Annotated in this window: 24 protein-coding genes; 6 read left to right on the top strand and 18 right to left on the bottom strand. The window is 45.9% G+C overall.

The annotated features are described in order from the left end of the window. The first annotated feature begins 195 nt into the window (after positions 1–195). Entirely contained in the window at positions 196–489 is a 294-nt protein-coding gene (locus tag QUA90_RS26620; protein WP_333448371.1) for a hypothetical protein, read from the top strand. A 256-nt stretch (positions 490–745) separates the two neighbouring features. Here the strand turns inward: QUA90_RS26620 and QUA90_RS26625 are convergent, their stop codons facing one another. From QUA90_RS26625 to QUA90_RS26645, 5 genes are all read right to left on the bottom strand, one after another. Continuing rightward, positions 746–1,255 (bottom strand): hypothetical protein, encoded by a 510-nt coding sequence (locus QUA90_RS26625; RefSeq protein ID WP_333448372.1) that lies wholly within the window; start codon positions 1,253–1,255, stop codon positions 746–748. A 22-nt stretch (positions 1,256–1,277) separates the two neighbouring features. Then, positions 1,278–1,769, bottom strand: coding sequence for an HD domain-containing protein (locus QUA90_RS26630; RefSeq protein ID WP_333448373.1), 492 nt, complete (start codon positions 1,767–1,769; stop codon positions 1,278–1,280). A gap of 39 nt (positions 1,770–1,808) precedes the next feature. Beyond that, complete coding sequence (locus QUA90_RS26635) at positions 1,809–2,186, bottom strand: hypothetical protein (protein WP_333448374.1); 378 nt, start codon at positions 2,184–2,186, stop codon at positions 1,809–1,811. 193 nt (positions 2,187–2,379) lie between these two features. Then, the gene (locus tag QUA90_RS26640; RefSeq protein WP_333448375.1) at positions 2,380–2,583 is read right to left on the bottom strand and encodes a hypothetical protein; all 204 of its coding nucleotides are present in this window, start codon (positions 2,581–2,583) and stop codon (positions 2,380–2,382) included. Positions 2,584–2,657: 74 nt separating this feature from the next. Beyond that, positions 2,658–3,170: a hypothetical protein gene (locus tag QUA90_RS26645; protein ID WP_333448376.1), complete on the bottom strand. Its 513-nt coding sequence runs from the start codon at positions 3,168–3,170 to the stop codon at positions 2,658–2,660. Between the two features lie 347 nt (positions 3,171–3,517). On the opposite strand from QUA90_RS26645, the gene QUA90_RS26650 reads away from it, so the two are divergent. Next, a complete protein-coding gene (locus tag QUA90_RS26650) occupies positions 3,518–3,676 on the top strand; it encodes a hypothetical protein (RefSeq protein ID WP_333448377.1) in 159 nt (52 codons plus the stop codon). Between the two features lie 53 nt (positions 3,677–3,729). Here QUA90_RS26650 and QUA90_RS26655 read toward each other — a convergent pair whose 3' ends face one another. The 8 genes from QUA90_RS26655 to QUA90_RS26690 form a co-directional block, all read right to left on the bottom strand. After that, entirely contained in the window at positions 3,730–4,194 is a 465-nt protein-coding gene (locus QUA90_RS26655) for a hypothetical protein (protein ID WP_333448378.1), read from the bottom strand. Further along, complete coding sequence (locus QUA90_RS26660; RefSeq protein WP_333448379.1) at positions 4,152–4,487, bottom strand: hypothetical protein; 336 nt, start codon at positions 4,485–4,487, stop codon at positions 4,152–4,154. Before QUA90_RS26660 ends, QUA90_RS26655 begins: the two co-directional genes overlap by 43 nt. A gap of 85 nt (positions 4,488–4,572) precedes the next feature. Further along, a complete protein-coding gene (locus QUA90_RS26665; protein ID WP_333448380.1) occupies positions 4,573–4,845 on the bottom strand; it encodes a hypothetical protein in 273 nt (90 codons plus the stop codon). Positions 4,846–4,927: 82 nt separating this feature from the next. Next, positions 4,928–5,413: a hypothetical protein gene (locus QUA90_RS26670; RefSeq protein WP_333448381.1), complete on the bottom strand. Its 486-nt coding sequence runs from the start codon at positions 5,411–5,413 to the stop codon at positions 4,928–4,930. 1 nt (position 5,414) lies between these two features. Further along, complete coding sequence (locus QUA90_RS26675) at positions 5,415–5,645, bottom strand: hypothetical protein (RefSeq protein WP_333448382.1); 231 nt, start codon at positions 5,643–5,645, stop codon at positions 5,415–5,417. A gap of 11 nt (positions 5,646–5,656) precedes the next feature. Beyond that, the gene (locus QUA90_RS26680; RefSeq protein ID WP_333448383.1) at positions 5,657–6,103 is read right to left on the bottom strand and encodes a hypothetical protein; all 447 of its coding nucleotides are present in this window, start codon (positions 6,101–6,103) and stop codon (positions 5,657–5,659) included. 61 nt (positions 6,104–6,164) lie between these two features. Next, the gene (locus tag QUA90_RS26685; protein WP_333448384.1) at positions 6,165–6,461 is read right to left on the bottom strand and encodes a hypothetical protein; all 297 of its coding nucleotides are present in this window, start codon (positions 6,459–6,461) and stop codon (positions 6,165–6,167) included. Between the two features lie 115 nt (positions 6,462–6,576). Then, positions 6,577–6,978, bottom strand: coding sequence for a hypothetical protein (locus QUA90_RS26690; protein ID WP_333448385.1), 402 nt, complete (start codon positions 6,976–6,978; stop codon positions 6,577–6,579). Between the two features lie 7 nt (positions 6,979–6,985). On the opposite strand from QUA90_RS26690, the gene QUA90_RS26695 reads away from it, so the two are divergent. From QUA90_RS26695 to QUA90_RS26710, 4 genes are all read left to right on the top strand, one after another. Further along, entirely contained in the window at positions 6,986–8,020 is a 1,035-nt protein-coding gene (locus tag QUA90_RS26695) for a hypothetical protein (RefSeq protein WP_333448386.1), read from the top strand. 11 nt (positions 8,021–8,031) lie between these two features. Next, positions 8,032–8,229, top strand: a complete 198-nt coding sequence (locus tag QUA90_RS26700; protein ID WP_333326911.1) for a hypothetical protein — start codon at positions 8,032–8,034, stop codon at positions 8,227–8,229. Positions 8,230–8,348: 119 nt separating this feature from the next. Beyond that, a complete protein-coding gene (locus QUA90_RS26705) occupies positions 8,349–8,798 on the top strand; it encodes a DUF5049 domain-containing protein (RefSeq protein ID WP_333326913.1) in 450 nt (149 codons plus the stop codon). Between the two features lie 53 nt (positions 8,799–8,851). Next, positions 8,852–9,202 (top strand): HNH endonuclease, encoded by a 351-nt coding sequence (locus tag QUA90_RS26710; RefSeq protein WP_333326915.1) that lies wholly within the window; start codon positions 8,852–8,854, stop codon positions 9,200–9,202. Here QUA90_RS26710 and QUA90_RS26715 read toward each other — a convergent pair. The 5 genes from QUA90_RS26715 to QUA90_RS26735 all read right to left on the bottom strand — a co-directional run bounded on the left by QUA90_RS26715 (position 9,165) and on the right by QUA90_RS26735 (position 11,988). Next, a complete protein-coding gene (locus QUA90_RS26715; RefSeq protein ID WP_333326917.1) occupies positions 9,165–10,022 on the bottom strand; it encodes a 3'-5' exonuclease in 858 nt (285 codons plus the stop codon). The two genes, QUA90_RS26710 and QUA90_RS26715, sit on opposite strands and share 38 nt — an antisense overlap. Before the next feature lie 513 nt (positions 10,023–10,535). Beyond that, positions 10,536–10,817, bottom strand: a complete 282-nt coding sequence (locus tag QUA90_RS26720) for a hypothetical protein (protein ID WP_333326919.1) — start codon at positions 10,815–10,817, stop codon at positions 10,536–10,538. Further along, positions 10,783–11,025 carry a hypothetical protein gene (locus tag QUA90_RS26725; RefSeq protein WP_333448387.1) on the bottom strand — a complete coding sequence of 81 codons (243 nt, stop codon included), beginning with the start codon at positions 11,023–11,025 and terminating at the stop codon, positions 10,783–10,785. The genes QUA90_RS26720 and QUA90_RS26725 overlap by 35 nt, the downstream gene beginning before the upstream one ends. Positions 11,026–11,157: 132 nt before the next feature. Further along, positions 11,158–11,490, bottom strand: coding sequence for a hypothetical protein (locus tag QUA90_RS26730; RefSeq protein WP_333326923.1), 333 nt, complete (start codon positions 11,488–11,490; stop codon positions 11,158–11,160). Positions 11,491–11,658: 168 nt separating this feature from the next. After that, the gene (locus tag QUA90_RS26735) at positions 11,659–11,988 is read right to left on the bottom strand and encodes a hypothetical protein (protein WP_333448388.1); all 330 of its coding nucleotides are present in this window, start codon (positions 11,986–11,988) and stop codon (positions 11,659–11,661) included. Positions 11,989–12,089: the final 101 nt, after the last annotated feature.

The raw sequence follows: 12,089 nt of genomic DNA on the forward strand, positions 1-12,089 counted from the left end.
GCTTGTCAAGTTTCCTCACCATCATCAGCCCAGGAGTCACAAACTAAAAAACTTAGGGGAGCGGGACTGTGTGCGATCGTCAAGCGAGTTTCTGCTGCTTTGTATTTTGTGTCATCGGGTTGGTGATCGCTCTCCAACTGAGTCAAGCGTGAAATGATGGTGAGATAGGCACTAAGAAATATGGAATGCAGAGAAATGACTGACTCGCCACTCGAACAAATCAATTTGCTGGACACGGACTATGCCGACATCCTTGCCAACAGTAGCCACCCCGCGTTTGAAATGCAACTGGTTAGGTTTGGGATTGATGCAGCAGAAGCCCGCACCGCCACCAACTTCATCGCCCTCATGCGCCAAAAACCCGACACTCCCGAACAATGGGCAGCTTTAACCGAGGCTTGGGAAGCAGGTTGCGGCTTTGATCCCGAACTAGAACACCTGCAACTGCTCGTACAATTGCTGTGGCACAATCAAACAAAAGAGCGTTGATTGCCAGCCCCCGCTGTTTGCTGCGCGTTGGGTGCAAAACTTCTCAATTGGCACTTGGATTCAACTCTTCTCCTTGGGAAGCAGAAAGCTTGTTCAATATTGATACATAAAGCTGCTTTTTCTCGAAGTCACCTGGGGGAATTTCTGCAATTGTTGTTAGTATAGAATACCTGAGCCAGTGAATTTCCTCGCTAGTTAGGTAAATACAAATTTCACTCATTTTCATCGTTGTTTCTAACAGTATCGTTGCTTCAATTTACCGCAGCAATTGAGCCAAAGAACCCGAAGGCAATCCCTCTTTGAGCAGCGAAAACCCTTCGAGATAGTTACCGTCCAAAATGCTTAAATTGTCGAAACGGTTGCGCGCTGCTACAACAGATTGCACCCATTTGGTGGAAAGAAGGATTCCGAAATACGAAGCCTCACTGTTCCAAGTAGGGTCGATTGCTCCTCCGTCGCTATCTAACAACCAGGCATGGGCTATCGGGAACCCCACATCTGGATGGAGCGCGTATCCTTCTGCGTAGGTGAGGCTGTTGTTTGCAAGTGCTAGCTTTTGGCAGTTCCAGTAGCAAAATTGCGGGATGCTGGGTTCGATCGTTTCGGGCAGCGGCTTCCACTGCATCGGGAAACCACAGCGCAGCACCAATTCCTCGTACCTTCGGTAAGTCCAGTCCGCTCTCTGCGGCGGTGTTTCGGTTGCAGCAACGACAGCTTCCAAGTATTCCTTGATTTGTTGTCTTTTGATTTTATCGTCAGTATTCACGGTAATTCCTGTTGTATTTGATTTACTTCTTCGACGTTTCCAATCGATTCCACATCGCCATTAGCTCGATATCCTGTGGATTGTACAGGAGTTGTTTGAACAGCGGAAACTCTTTGAGGTACATTTTATAGAGCTTGGGATTGCTTTGGAGGCCGGCTTCGGTGTTGGCTATTCTATCAGCCAATTTAACAATCAAAGCTTTTTTGTTGGACTGGATTTTTAAGGCAGTTGTGCGAAAGCGCTGGACTCGGTTTTCTCCTGGCTCAGTGGTTACAGCCCACACAATATCGGCCGTCTCTTCCCCAAATTCAGACACAAGCATCTCATAAGTTGTTGGCGTATCTTCCAAAGTATCGTGGAGCCATCCTGCTGCTGCAATCGCTTCATCGCCTGCATAACCGAATTGGGCCAGCACTTGAGATACTTGAGCTAGATGATAGGAATAGGGATACTCACCGTATTTCTGATTGCCGTGTTTGGCAATTGCAAATTCTTTAGCTTTTGCGATATTCATTGAATCCCCCCCCTTCAACCATCTTTTTTTCGGCGTCTGCTACTGTTTAACTGAGCCCTTAGTTTGCTTCCTTTCTTCTAACCGCCAATCTTTGTTTAAGTAACCCAATTCGCGGTGTTGCATCCTATCTAAAACTTCATCTTCCCAATTGCTAGGAAAATACTGCTTGATTAGTTCGACGTGTTCGATCTCCTGTTTGGTCAGCCACCACTGCCGACCCGCAAATCTCATAGGGGATGTGAGCTGTTTGTTTACCTCAAGGTACTGCTGCAATTCAGCAATCTGATTCTCATTCAACCCGCAGGTTTCTGCTTCTTTCTGCCACTCCGCCCAACTCATGTGCGTGTGAGAAGGAAAACTGCATAAAAAATCGTGAGTTAGCTCGTCAAGCTCCATAGTGTTGATGTAATTAGTCATTGCTTAATTTCCTCTTTGGTGGATTGATAATTTGAGTTAATCGGTAACAGTCTTCAACTAAGGGAAAGTTATGCAAGAGCCTCCGCCGGCAATCCTTGGTTGAAAATCTTTGGATACTCTCACAGCTCCACATCAATAAAAACTTAATTGCGGGCGGGGCAACCGTTATTTATCGTTACCCGCCCAGCTATTGCTATTTTTTAGGAGTGCGGGTGCAGAATATCAAATCCCCTGAATCAAGGGTAATGAAACTACCAGGCTCTGCTTGCTGGGCAAACTCTTCAATGAGCTGGCGGTCACTATCGCAGGCAGCCCTTTGCAACAAATCAGCCGTATTTTCTGCTGACCAGTTTACTTTATCGTTAATGGTAAAACAATAAACAAAGTCGTACATCATAAGAACAATCCTTAACCTGAATAAGTGGACTTAGAGTTTGAGTTAATCGGCAATGGTCTTTAAGTAATGGAAAGTTAAGCAAGAGCCTCTGCCGGGAATCCTTGTTTGAAAATTGAAAAATCTTCGAGATGATTCCCCTGCAAAATGCTCAGTTCATCAGTGCGTCCCTTTTGCTTTCGAGAATTCCAAATTGATTTTACCCATGATGTCGCCAGGGGAATCCCCAAATAACAGCAGCCAAAAGGTTCCCAAGTCGGGTCGATAACGTATCCGTTGGCATCGAGCAACCAAGCGTGTTGCAGCGGAATAGACACGCCTTGCGCCATTGCGTAGCCTTCAACATAAATAAGAGAGCGGTTTTTTAAGACTAAGCGCTGGCAATTGGCGTAACAAAGTCTCGGTTGACCTGGTTTGATGTTTTTGGGTAGCGGTTTGGGTTCCATCACCCTGCCGCACTCTAACACCAATTCCTCAAAACCCCGGTACTTCCAATCGGTTCTGCCTGGTACTTTTTTCATCACCGCGGCTAAATTTTGCAAGTATCCTGTGAATTGCTCTAGTTCGGTAGTTTCAGTTGGATTGTTCATTCTAATATTTCAGGTTAAGCTAATTTATTGAATCGGTGCTGTATGTGCTGTTTTGTGCGGTGTTGCTATCCGCCTGCTGCGTAATGAGATCGGTTTTTGTCGTACATTTGGTATTTAAGCATGGCTCTTTCTAGGTTGACATAATTGATAGCGCTAGGGTTCTTCGTGAAAGCTTTATACGCAGCATTCATTTCTAGTTTAAGCTGTTTTTTGATGTTTAGTTCTTCCATAAATGACAGGGTATTTAAGATAAACTCATGCAGAAAAGACTAAGTTTCTTAGCGCCAACCAATTCTATTATACTATGAGAATAGTAAGTCTCAGAGCTTTCAGAGGTGAGGTTGTCTATGAACGCGGAAATAGTTAAAGCAACATTACTGTCAGAAATTCAAGAATTAGAAGAAAGCTTGCAGGTAATTGCCCGCAGGGTGCAACAAGGTGAGGCAGTCGGTTCCCAGACCAATGTCGATAGCTCTAAAGTCAATAATTTGATCGGTAAGTATTAATTATTGATGGAACTGAGGGTAAGTGAAGCACAAAAACAAAGCTGACACTTCGATCATTGTTCCAACTTCATCAACTTTCCCAGCTTCCGGTTGAGCAATTCTGCATCGCTTTCATCCTCGCACCGCTCCTTCTCCAGCCATTCTAAAATCTCTGGTTTGGGGCGAAACGAGAGAACGGGGCGCTTGCTGTCGTACTTAGCTTTAGCTTTGCGGATAACTTCGGGATTGTTGGTGTGATATTGCTGCTGCGCTGAGATTTCCACAACTTCGATGGTCGTCCAGCGGCGTTGGATTTTTTCACCCTGCCGCCCCACCAAAACATGAGATGCGAGATACTTTCGAGCACCCCGTTCCGTTTTCCAAGTCTTCGCTCCTTCCAAAGTAGCCGAATCAATGGCGTTGTACTCAGGGTTTCCCTGCGTTTCGGTGGCATAGCGCACTCGATTATCCTTTTTGAACCTGATGGCGTACAAGCTCAACTCGTGACCTCCTGCAACCGCTGCTGATAGCGTTCCCAAGCCCGGACCGCCAATTCTTCAAAATGAGTGTCAGGGTATTCGGGTGAGAAAGCCTCGGAACTATGATTCCGATAAGCCTGTTCTGCTGCTTTTTCTACTTGGATGCGAGCTATCAGAAACATGGCTTGATGTTCAGGTGAACCTATTTCCGCTTCTGCGATTACTATGTAACTATTGGGGTATTGAGCGACGGCATTGTCAGCACCCCTGCGCGTTTTCCAGCGCCTAGCACTCGACAAAGTATGGGCGTAGTAAAACTGTTCGGGTTGTCTGATTGATTGAGCTACAAACATAATCTGTGTTGTTCTATACTATGTGGCAAACAAGCTTTAGATAGGGCGTACTTAAAGCTTGATTGTGTTGTGAGTTAATAACCGACTAGCGGACTCGATACTCGGTTTCTAGGTACTGGATTATCAACCTCCATTTGGCTTTACAGAGTTCCAAAAACTCTGGGAACTTTTCTTCAGGGATTCTGAAACCGGCTTGCCGTGCAAAATAGTAACAAGAGTTATCAAAAAGAGCTCTTCCTCCCCTATCTCGGTATACTTTGTACACCTCTTGCATTGTTAACCCTGCTACGAGTTCTAATTCATTATCAGCAGGGATGGGCAAGCTTTGGGCATCTTCCCAAGTGACTGGTACTTTCATTGATTGTTTTCCTCATTTTGGTTGCAATGATTCTTCTGCAAGGCATTTAAACCAGGATAAATGTCTGAATTAAGGAACGTAGTTAGTCAATAATCTCCTCATGCAGGATAACTTTTAAACCAAGTTCACGGCAGATAACCCTTAAACCGAATTCACGATAGATAACCTCCAAACAATTCTCTGCTAGCCTTTTGTGAGGCTGTCCCCGCTGCGTGAAGGAATCGATATCGATAATATCTACCTTGTCTAAACTTCGCATAAGAGCGATCGCTCCGTGACTGTAGGCTTTGGGATACACCACAAACCGAGAACCCACCTCATCCCAAACGCACTTGACTTTAGTTGCGCCGAGAACATCTTGGAGGTCGCCAACTATCGCAGACGGGCCCGACCAAAAGAAGCGACCGTCATAATGGCTGACTGGCAACTGAGCTGCTGCCACGTCCAAGCAAAATTGGCGGTGTTCCGGTTCTGAGTATCTGTTAGCTATGCCCATAACCGCGCTTCCTGGGGGTGGCCCAGGACTGTTGCCGCCGAGTACGGCATCGTATTGATTGGGTTGAGCCATGTTAGCCTTCCTCCTGATTTAGTACCTGCGGCATCTCATACCTTGCATTAACTTCTAAGTCTCCGAATTCAACCTCTTGTTCTTCGAGATAATTGTCTATTTCACCCAAGCAGGCTGCCGCCATCTTTAAATACACTTTCATTCTGGGATTGCCTGGATGAATATCTTCTACTTCCCAGCCCTCTGTTTTGGCTAGTATAAGCGCTAATCTTTCGAGTAATTCGTGATACATTGTTATGCCTCCTAATTTGATATGGTTGGTATCTGACACATTGCGGACACTTTTAAGTCCTCAAACTCTAGCTTTCTTTGTGATAGAAAACTATCGATTACACTCAAACAAGTTTTGACCGTTCCTAAATACACTTGGATAATGACATCGCCCAAGTATATCTTTTCAATTCTTTGTCCGTTAACCTTAGCTAGATTAACAATCAGTCTGTCGGTCAATTCATCCAACAGCAGAATGTTCGCACTGGGAGAGGAAGATGTTTGCCCAATAGTGTACACTTCCAGGTCTTTGAACTTGATACCTTCTTCTTTCAATAACCCATCAATGGTTTCAAGAGAAACTTTTGCCATTGCTGGGTAGACCGGAAACTTTGGATTAGTGGTATTGCTGTTTCTAATGGAGTCTCCCTGTCGTCTGGCTAGCTCTACTGCTAGTATTTCGAGTAATTCGTGATACATGATGCTAGGCTCCGAGTTATTGGTTTAGGTGATGAATAGATTGCCCTTGCACACAGGTTGATTAATGAATATCGTGAAGATACTTTTCGTTCAATTGTTGGAGCAATTTTGGCGCTCTCCAGGATGCAAGATTGATGAGAGCTTCTAACCGCTCGTACCAATACTTGCGGAGCGCATCAATTTCGGAATTGGCTAAGTTTTGCTGCTGTTCGGTTAAGTCTGTCGTACCCGATTCAATGGCTTGCTTGGCTTTTTGAATCTGAGCTATACACAGTGCGTACTCCGATTCAATTTCAGCCTCGAATTCTGCAACAAGGACTTGCTGCTGTTGGGTCATGTATTCTTTGCCTTTGAGCATACTCGCCCTCCTGTAAAACCTAATATTTTGCTTCTGAGGAAACTGTCGATTTCAGCTTGCGCGGGATGCAGTTATTTTTAAATACACCTTGATTCTGGGATTGTCTAAATAACGATCATCTTTTCTCCTTGTCGAACATCGCTCGGTCTGCTGCCTCCCCGTCTATCACCAAACTCTCAAATGCAGCTTCAATCCATATCGTTGCTCCCGAACACCGAGCTTTGCTCGCATCCTGAATCAACACGCAGCCGCTGGTGAACTCTACCCGTTTGGCATAGACCGACCCCAAGTAAGTATTGATGCTGATAGCCCGCTCGTCCACCAAGACTTTCCTCAGCTTGCTAGCTTTTTTATTGGCGGCAGTGATGTGCCTATTCACGTAAATCTGTGCTTTCATTAACCTTGTATCCGAACTTGCTTTGGGTGCTGGCGATCGCTCTCGACTTTGACCGGACTCGGGCGATCGCCTTTTTGATAACCTGCTAGCTAGTGTAGTTAGTTTACGAACTATTGTCAAGGCGCGTATGTCACATTTCTGGGGAGATGCACCATCAATAGAGGATTATTGGCGGGGCATCATCCTTTTTGGCAAGAACGTCGCTTCGTACAAGTTTGCGCTAGCTCAGTCGCTCTTGGAGTTAGCGCCCGGTGGTAAAAGCATCATCACCTTGGATGAGCTGGCAGAGCCATTTGCGCGGCATACTCTGGAACACCTGCGTTTGTGTGATAGCCAATCTCAACAAACCAATGTTCCCTACCCCTTCTTGGAAGCTTGCCGCCACTACGACCGGGGTGAGATTAGCTACGAGGAGTTGATTTCGATTACGGCAAAGGAAGGGTTCAAGGTAGTGCTCGACAAGTTCCACAACGTCAATCAAGGGGAGACACCGCTGCGTTTCTTTGCTTGCGAACGCCGGGGTGCTAAAGCCATTACCCTGACCGATGAGTTGTTTGGGATGCTCTCGGGAAACCAGGGGCAGAACTTACCCCAAGAGGTTGATGCGCGGTGGCGGTTGGTGGAGACGGCATGGGAGTTGAAAGTATCCCGCAATCTGATTAATGTGGGTTACGATGCTGACCTGGAGCTGCTATTCGTTCGCAAACCGATGAGCCGCGTCAACATTACCTCGTGTCGCGGTGCTTTAAATGGTTATCAAAAAGGTAAGTGTTTCTATTGCTTTGGCGATATTTCGATTATCAGCAGTGCGATAGATTTAACGGATGTAGACCACTTTTTTCCCCGCGTTCTCATCAACTACAACATCGCCCATCCCGTTGACGGCATCTGGAATCTCGTGCTCGCTTGCGTTAGCTGCAATCGGGGCGTGGGCGGTAAGTTCGACCGGCTCCCCCATAAACGCTATCTAGAAAGGCTCTACACCAGGAACGAGTTTTTGATTGGCAGCCACCACCCGTTACGTGAAACGCTGATACAGCAGACGGGTAATTCAGAACCCAAGCGCCGCTCTTTTTTGGAGAGGAACTACAATGCAGCAAAAACGGGTAGGCTAATTAATAGTAACTGGCAACCTGCTTTTGAGTATCCTCCTGTATTTTAATTGTGAAACCAATGGCTGAGAAATTTCAACGAATCAAGCTTTACTTTAACGCAGAAAAGATTTGTTTGGGCGGTGTAGATGATGATTGGTGGCTCAAAGATTTTGACGGCGGTTATTGGGCGTCTGATTACTTTTGGCTGCCCATTGGCTATAACCCGATTGGAAAACACGGAGATGAACTTTTACAATTTCTTACACCTCGCGCTTAGCTAATCCGATGAAAGACGACCGATGCACCCTACGCCCCTGCGACAGTTGCTACTTAGTTTTCAAGTTGCCCAAGTCCATCAACTACAAATTCTCCTAATTCAACACACACAAATTGTTTATGAACGCTCAAAGCCACTCCATATTAAAATCGCATCCCATCCCCGGTGATGGTGGGCAAGCCCCAGGTTACATTACTCTCAGAGAATGGCGTCCTAATGAGGAATGGGTCACGCACTTCTACAACTGTCAAGACGGTGGCTTCTATTACGGCCGCTACTTCACTAATTTAGCTGAAGCTGAGGCTAACTTCGAGCTGCGGGTCAAGGAATATCTCGGTTTCTTGGGGAAGCTGCCCAGTGCCCTAGAGCCAAAGGAACCGATCCAAATACCGGAGTGCATCCTGGAAGGCATCAATGCAGTTCGAGAAGCAAACACGACCAATATGTTCCATGCAAACACGGTGCGACTGCAAGCTGTAGCTTTGGGATATCTAGAAACCGCTCAATGGATTGAAGCAAACTTGGAAAGCTATTGCAGCGGTGTTTTTAGGGGTTTCGCAGCTCTCTAAATGGGATGAACGGTGACAGGAAAAGCGATCGTCCCAATTGTGAGAAATGAGCTATGCCTAAACCAAAGAGGTATCCCGACAATTGGTCTGAGATTGCGCTATCAGTCAAGGAAAACGCGGGGTGGCGCTGCACTAAGTGCCATCAACAATGTCTCAGACCCGGTAAACAAAGCGGCTTAACCAAATCAGAACGGTGTGCTTTAACTTTGGCGGTACACCACCGCAATCGGATACCGGAGGACAACCGCCCTGAAAACTTAATCGCCCTGTGTACCGCGTGTCACCTTTCGTATCATAATCGCGGGCAATCCAACGTATCGCCGGGGCAGTTGTCGCTGTTCCCCGATGATGCGGTGGATTGGGATATCATCGCTTCTTCTGGGGAATCGGCACGGGACAATTGATCTGATCCGAATCCGCCGCCATCTTCTTAATTAATTGGAGGGCTGCTATGCAATCTCCTAACGCTCGGTGTCCTCCACCAGGCAGGGGGAAATACCGATAATCTTGGTAATAGTAGCTCCAATATCCCCTCCACTGTGCCGCCCATTCCATCAGGCAGTTGGAGCGCTTTGTCAACTTCAAAATGGGCAAACTGTGAAGCCGACAGCAGTAATTTAAAATCTTGATATCGAAAGCAGAATTGTAGATTAATAATCGTTTATCTTTAAGGACTGCATCAATACGGGGATAGACTTCGGGGAAACTCGGAGCATCGGCCACCATTGCATCGCTAATGCCGTGAAGATCTGCTGCTTCTGCGGGTATTGGAATAGAGGGCTTGATGAGCGTATCCAGCAACATTTCACCGAGACAATCGATAATTGCTATCTCTACAATCTCAGCATCATATAGCCCCGTAGTTTCAGTATCCAGAATCACCCAATCGTTCTGGCTTAATTGTTCTCTTGCCCAAAGAACAGCATTCACCCTATCTTTTTCTATGAAACCTACTTCTCGATACCAATCTTGATAATCCCGCTTGATTTGGGCTTTGAGCCGATTAGCAGCCAGGGTTTCCAATTGCTTGGCAGAGGGCTTTCTTTTTGGTCGGCAACATTCAGGATTAGTCGAATCGTAGAGGAGCACGTCGTATTTTCGCGTTGGGATAACGCCTGAAGGTTTCAAAGGCGATAAACCAAGTTCACCCAGTTGCTTTTTAGTTTTCAGGTGCGGTGGCGGTTCGTTGGATTCGCCCCACCAACTGTATTGTGTAAGCTCCATGTTTGACAGCTCAATATCAAAACAGCACATTCAAAATATAGCTCGATTTGCGGCACGGGAGAACCCACGCAACAGCTAACAAAATAATACCATCGAAATAGAAAACCCCCAGATTGGGGGATGGTCGCCCGCTGCAAAACTAAACGACAATCTAATTATTTTATCAAAGAAGTGTCACTGTCTGCGAATTAAAACAACTAATCCCGCTTCACCGTTAGCCTTCGTTTGGGTTTATTTTATGAAAATTGCTTGTAATACTATGCCGTACAAAGGTTTGCCATTCTTACCTGTTACCTTCAAAATCGCTCCTTTTTAGTTAACTTTGGAGCTGCAATATTCTCAGTTGGTTGCAAGAAATCAATAATAAGTTAAAAGTATTAAAACAGTGTAGGTTTTGGTTTAAAACTTTTAATAACTTTCAGGTTCGCGCCCTGAAAAAGATGAAGAGGCGTGTCTATTGACCGCCTCATAACATCTTTCAAGAATCACCTCGGCTTCAATCAGGGGAGTACCTCAATCTAGATGCTGGTCAACTAAAGCAATGAGTTTAGCGATCGCCTTCTGTTCTTCTAGAAGTAGTTCTTTGAGCTGGCGCATCTGTTCTTGATTTGGGGGTCGATGTACCAAATCATCAACAAAGTTTAGCAGGGGAGACTTTCTAAAAGGTCTATTCAAAGCAGCTTCATCTCGCAAGCGCTTGGTTCGCTCCAGCTTTGACCGCTGCAATCGGTTTTTCTCCTGACGGCGTGCGATAAGCCCGTCAAGTCTTTGACATTCGTTCCCAGTCTTCTTCATCTCCATACATCTCTTTCACTTGTTGTTTCAACTCGGTTATCTGCTCGGTCAGACTTGCCACCTGATCTTCAATGACATCTGTTTTATCCTCCTGGATTTCCAGAGAAATCTCCACAGATTCAACGTATTCTGTTAACTTTTGTATTAGATCGGGTTGGGGCGTGTCGCCGTTAGGCGTGTCACCGTTAAGCCCGTTGCCGTTGGTCATAGTCATGCCTCGCTGATGTCTTGATAGAAGAAACTGGCGATCGCTTTTGATACAACAGATTAAACTATCGCCAGCGCCGCCGAAGAAGTTGCTACAAAATTGTTACCAAGTTGTTACCAAATTTCATGCCAATTAGTTAGTTGGACTCAGTGGGATTCGCTTGGTAACAATGCTCATAAATTCACCCTCACTTGGAGCAGGCATAAGCAAACTCCACTCGCTGATCTGAGCGAACTGTAGCCCGTAAAGCCAGCGAATCGTGTAAGCAACCCCGTAACTCGATCCAAAAACCATTACTCTTACCCGTTCGCAGCCATCAGATTGAACTGGCAAACTGTTTGTACCAGGAATGACCGACGGCAAAGTATCGTCTGGACTGGGCACAAAATCCAGATTTTGCGAATAAAACAATTGCGGCGTGAAGCTTGGTGTCGTTGGCAACCCAATACCAAAGTTTGTAATCATAATTCAAGCCTTTTACTCGTTTTATGGGATTAGTCGCATGGGAGATGTTCCAGATATTATTTCTTGGCGTGATTAGTTATAGGTTGCATCATTGCTCAATAAAAACACTCAACCCACTAACTGGACTAAAAGAGAAATTGGAGACGACATCTTCTATCAACTCAATAATTAATCGTTCCTCCCGTCGCCCCGTGTGGGTGCTGTCGGTGCGTTGGATTCGCTTGATATTCGCCAGCACAGCGCGCTTGCTAGTTGGTTTTGTTCGACACGATCGAGAACTCGCACTGTGGGAAACCAAAGCTGCAAGTGGGATAAGTCGCTGTTGACGCTACCCGAATACGCTTGAAATGGATCGCTCTCCAAACAAACCAAGGTTCGTAAAGCGTAGAGTTCATCCAATTTGAGTCCATCCAATCGATTAATCAAGGATTCGAGGGAATATTTTCTGAGTGCTGTGTACGGAGTCAGCGCTTGTTCCTCCAGTTGCCACCAACTCATTACGTTGGCTCGTTCGGTAGGACACCTGGGGGGGTGACAAAGAGGTCTACGAGATAGACTGTATAAGGGTTGCGGCCCGCATACCTTGTTGATAAAAACGG

The organism is Microcoleus sp. D3_18_C4, from assembly GCF_036702355.1.
Taxonomy (GTDB): Bacteria; Cyanobacteriota; Cyanobacteriia; order Cyanobacteriales; family Microcoleaceae; genus Microcoleus.

Excerpts from the sequence above, each read along its gene's own strand:
- QUA90_RS26700 (WP_333326911.1), top strand. The coding sequence starts at position 8,032 with ATGGCTGAGAAATTTCAACGAATCAAGCTTTACTTTAACGCAGAAAAG.
- QUA90_RS26670 (WP_333448381.1), bottom strand. The coding sequence starts at position 5,413 with ATGGCTCAACCCAATCAATACGATGCCGTACTCGGCGGCAACAGTCCT.
- QUA90_RS26695 (WP_333448386.1), top strand. The coding sequence starts at position 6,986 with ATGTCACATTTCTGGGGAGATGCACCATCAATAGAGGATTATTGGCGG.
- QUA90_RS26640 (WP_333448375.1), bottom strand. The coding sequence starts at position 2,583 with ATGATGTACGACTTTGTTTATTGTTTTACCATTAACGATAAAGTAAAC.
- QUA90_RS26715 (WP_333326917.1), bottom strand. The coding sequence starts at position 10,022 with ATGGAGCTTACACAATACAGTTGGTGGGGCGAATCCAACGAACCGCCA.
- QUA90_RS26735 (WP_333448388.1), bottom strand. The coding sequence starts at position 11,988 with ATGAGTTGGTGGCAACTGGAGGAACAAGCGCTGACTCCGTACACAGCA.
- QUA90_RS26660 (WP_333448379.1), bottom strand. The coding sequence starts at position 4,487 with ATGTTTGTAGCTCAATCAATCAGACAACCCGAACAGTTTTACTACGCC.
- QUA90_RS26675 (WP_333448382.1), bottom strand. The coding sequence starts at position 5,645 with ATGTATCACGAATTACTCGAAAGATTAGCGCTTATACTAGCCAAAACA.
- QUA90_RS26650 (WP_333448377.1), top strand. The coding sequence starts at position 3,518 with ATGAACGCGGAAATAGTTAAAGCAACATTACTGTCAGAAATTCAAGAA.
- QUA90_RS26645 (WP_333448376.1), bottom strand. The coding sequence starts at position 3,170 with ATGAACAATCCAACTGAAACTACCGAACTAGAGCAATTCACAGGATAC.
- QUA90_RS26620 (WP_333448371.1), top strand. The coding sequence starts at position 196 with ATGACTGACTCGCCACTCGAACAAATCAATTTGCTGGACACGGACTAT.
- QUA90_RS26710 (WP_333326915.1), top strand. The coding sequence starts at position 8,852 with ATGCCTAAACCAAAGAGGTATCCCGACAATTGGTCTGAGATTGCGCTA.
- QUA90_RS26685 (WP_333448384.1), bottom strand. The coding sequence starts at position 6,461 with ATGCTCAAAGGCAAAGAATACATGACCCAACAGCAGCAAGTCCTTGTT.
- QUA90_RS26725 (WP_333448387.1), bottom strand. The coding sequence starts at position 11,025 with ATGACCAACGGCAACGGGCTTAACGGTGACACGCCTAACGGCGACACG.
- QUA90_RS26680 (WP_333448383.1), bottom strand. The coding sequence starts at position 6,103 with ATGTATCACGAATTACTCGAAATACTAGCAGTAGAGCTAGCCAGACGA.
- QUA90_RS26705 (WP_333326913.1), top strand. The coding sequence starts at position 8,349 with ATGAACGCTCAAAGCCACTCCATATTAAAATCGCATCCCATCCCCGGT.
- QUA90_RS26720 (WP_333326919.1), bottom strand. The coding sequence starts at position 10,817 with ATGAAGAAGACTGGGAACGAATGTCAAAGACTTGACGGGCTTATCGCA.
- QUA90_RS26630 (WP_333448373.1), bottom strand. The coding sequence starts at position 1,769 with ATGAATATCGCAAAAGCTAAAGAATTTGCAATTGCCAAACACGGCAAT.
- QUA90_RS26665 (WP_333448380.1), bottom strand. The coding sequence starts at position 4,845 with ATGAAAGTACCAGTCACTTGGGAAGATGCCCAAAGCTTGCCCATCCCT.
- QUA90_RS26730 (WP_333326923.1), bottom strand. The coding sequence starts at position 11,490 with ATGATTACAAACTTTGGTATTGGGTTGCCAACGACACCAAGCTTCACG.
- QUA90_RS26635 (WP_333448374.1), bottom strand. The coding sequence starts at position 2,186 with ATGACTAATTACATCAACACTATGGAGCTTGACGAGCTAACTCACGAT.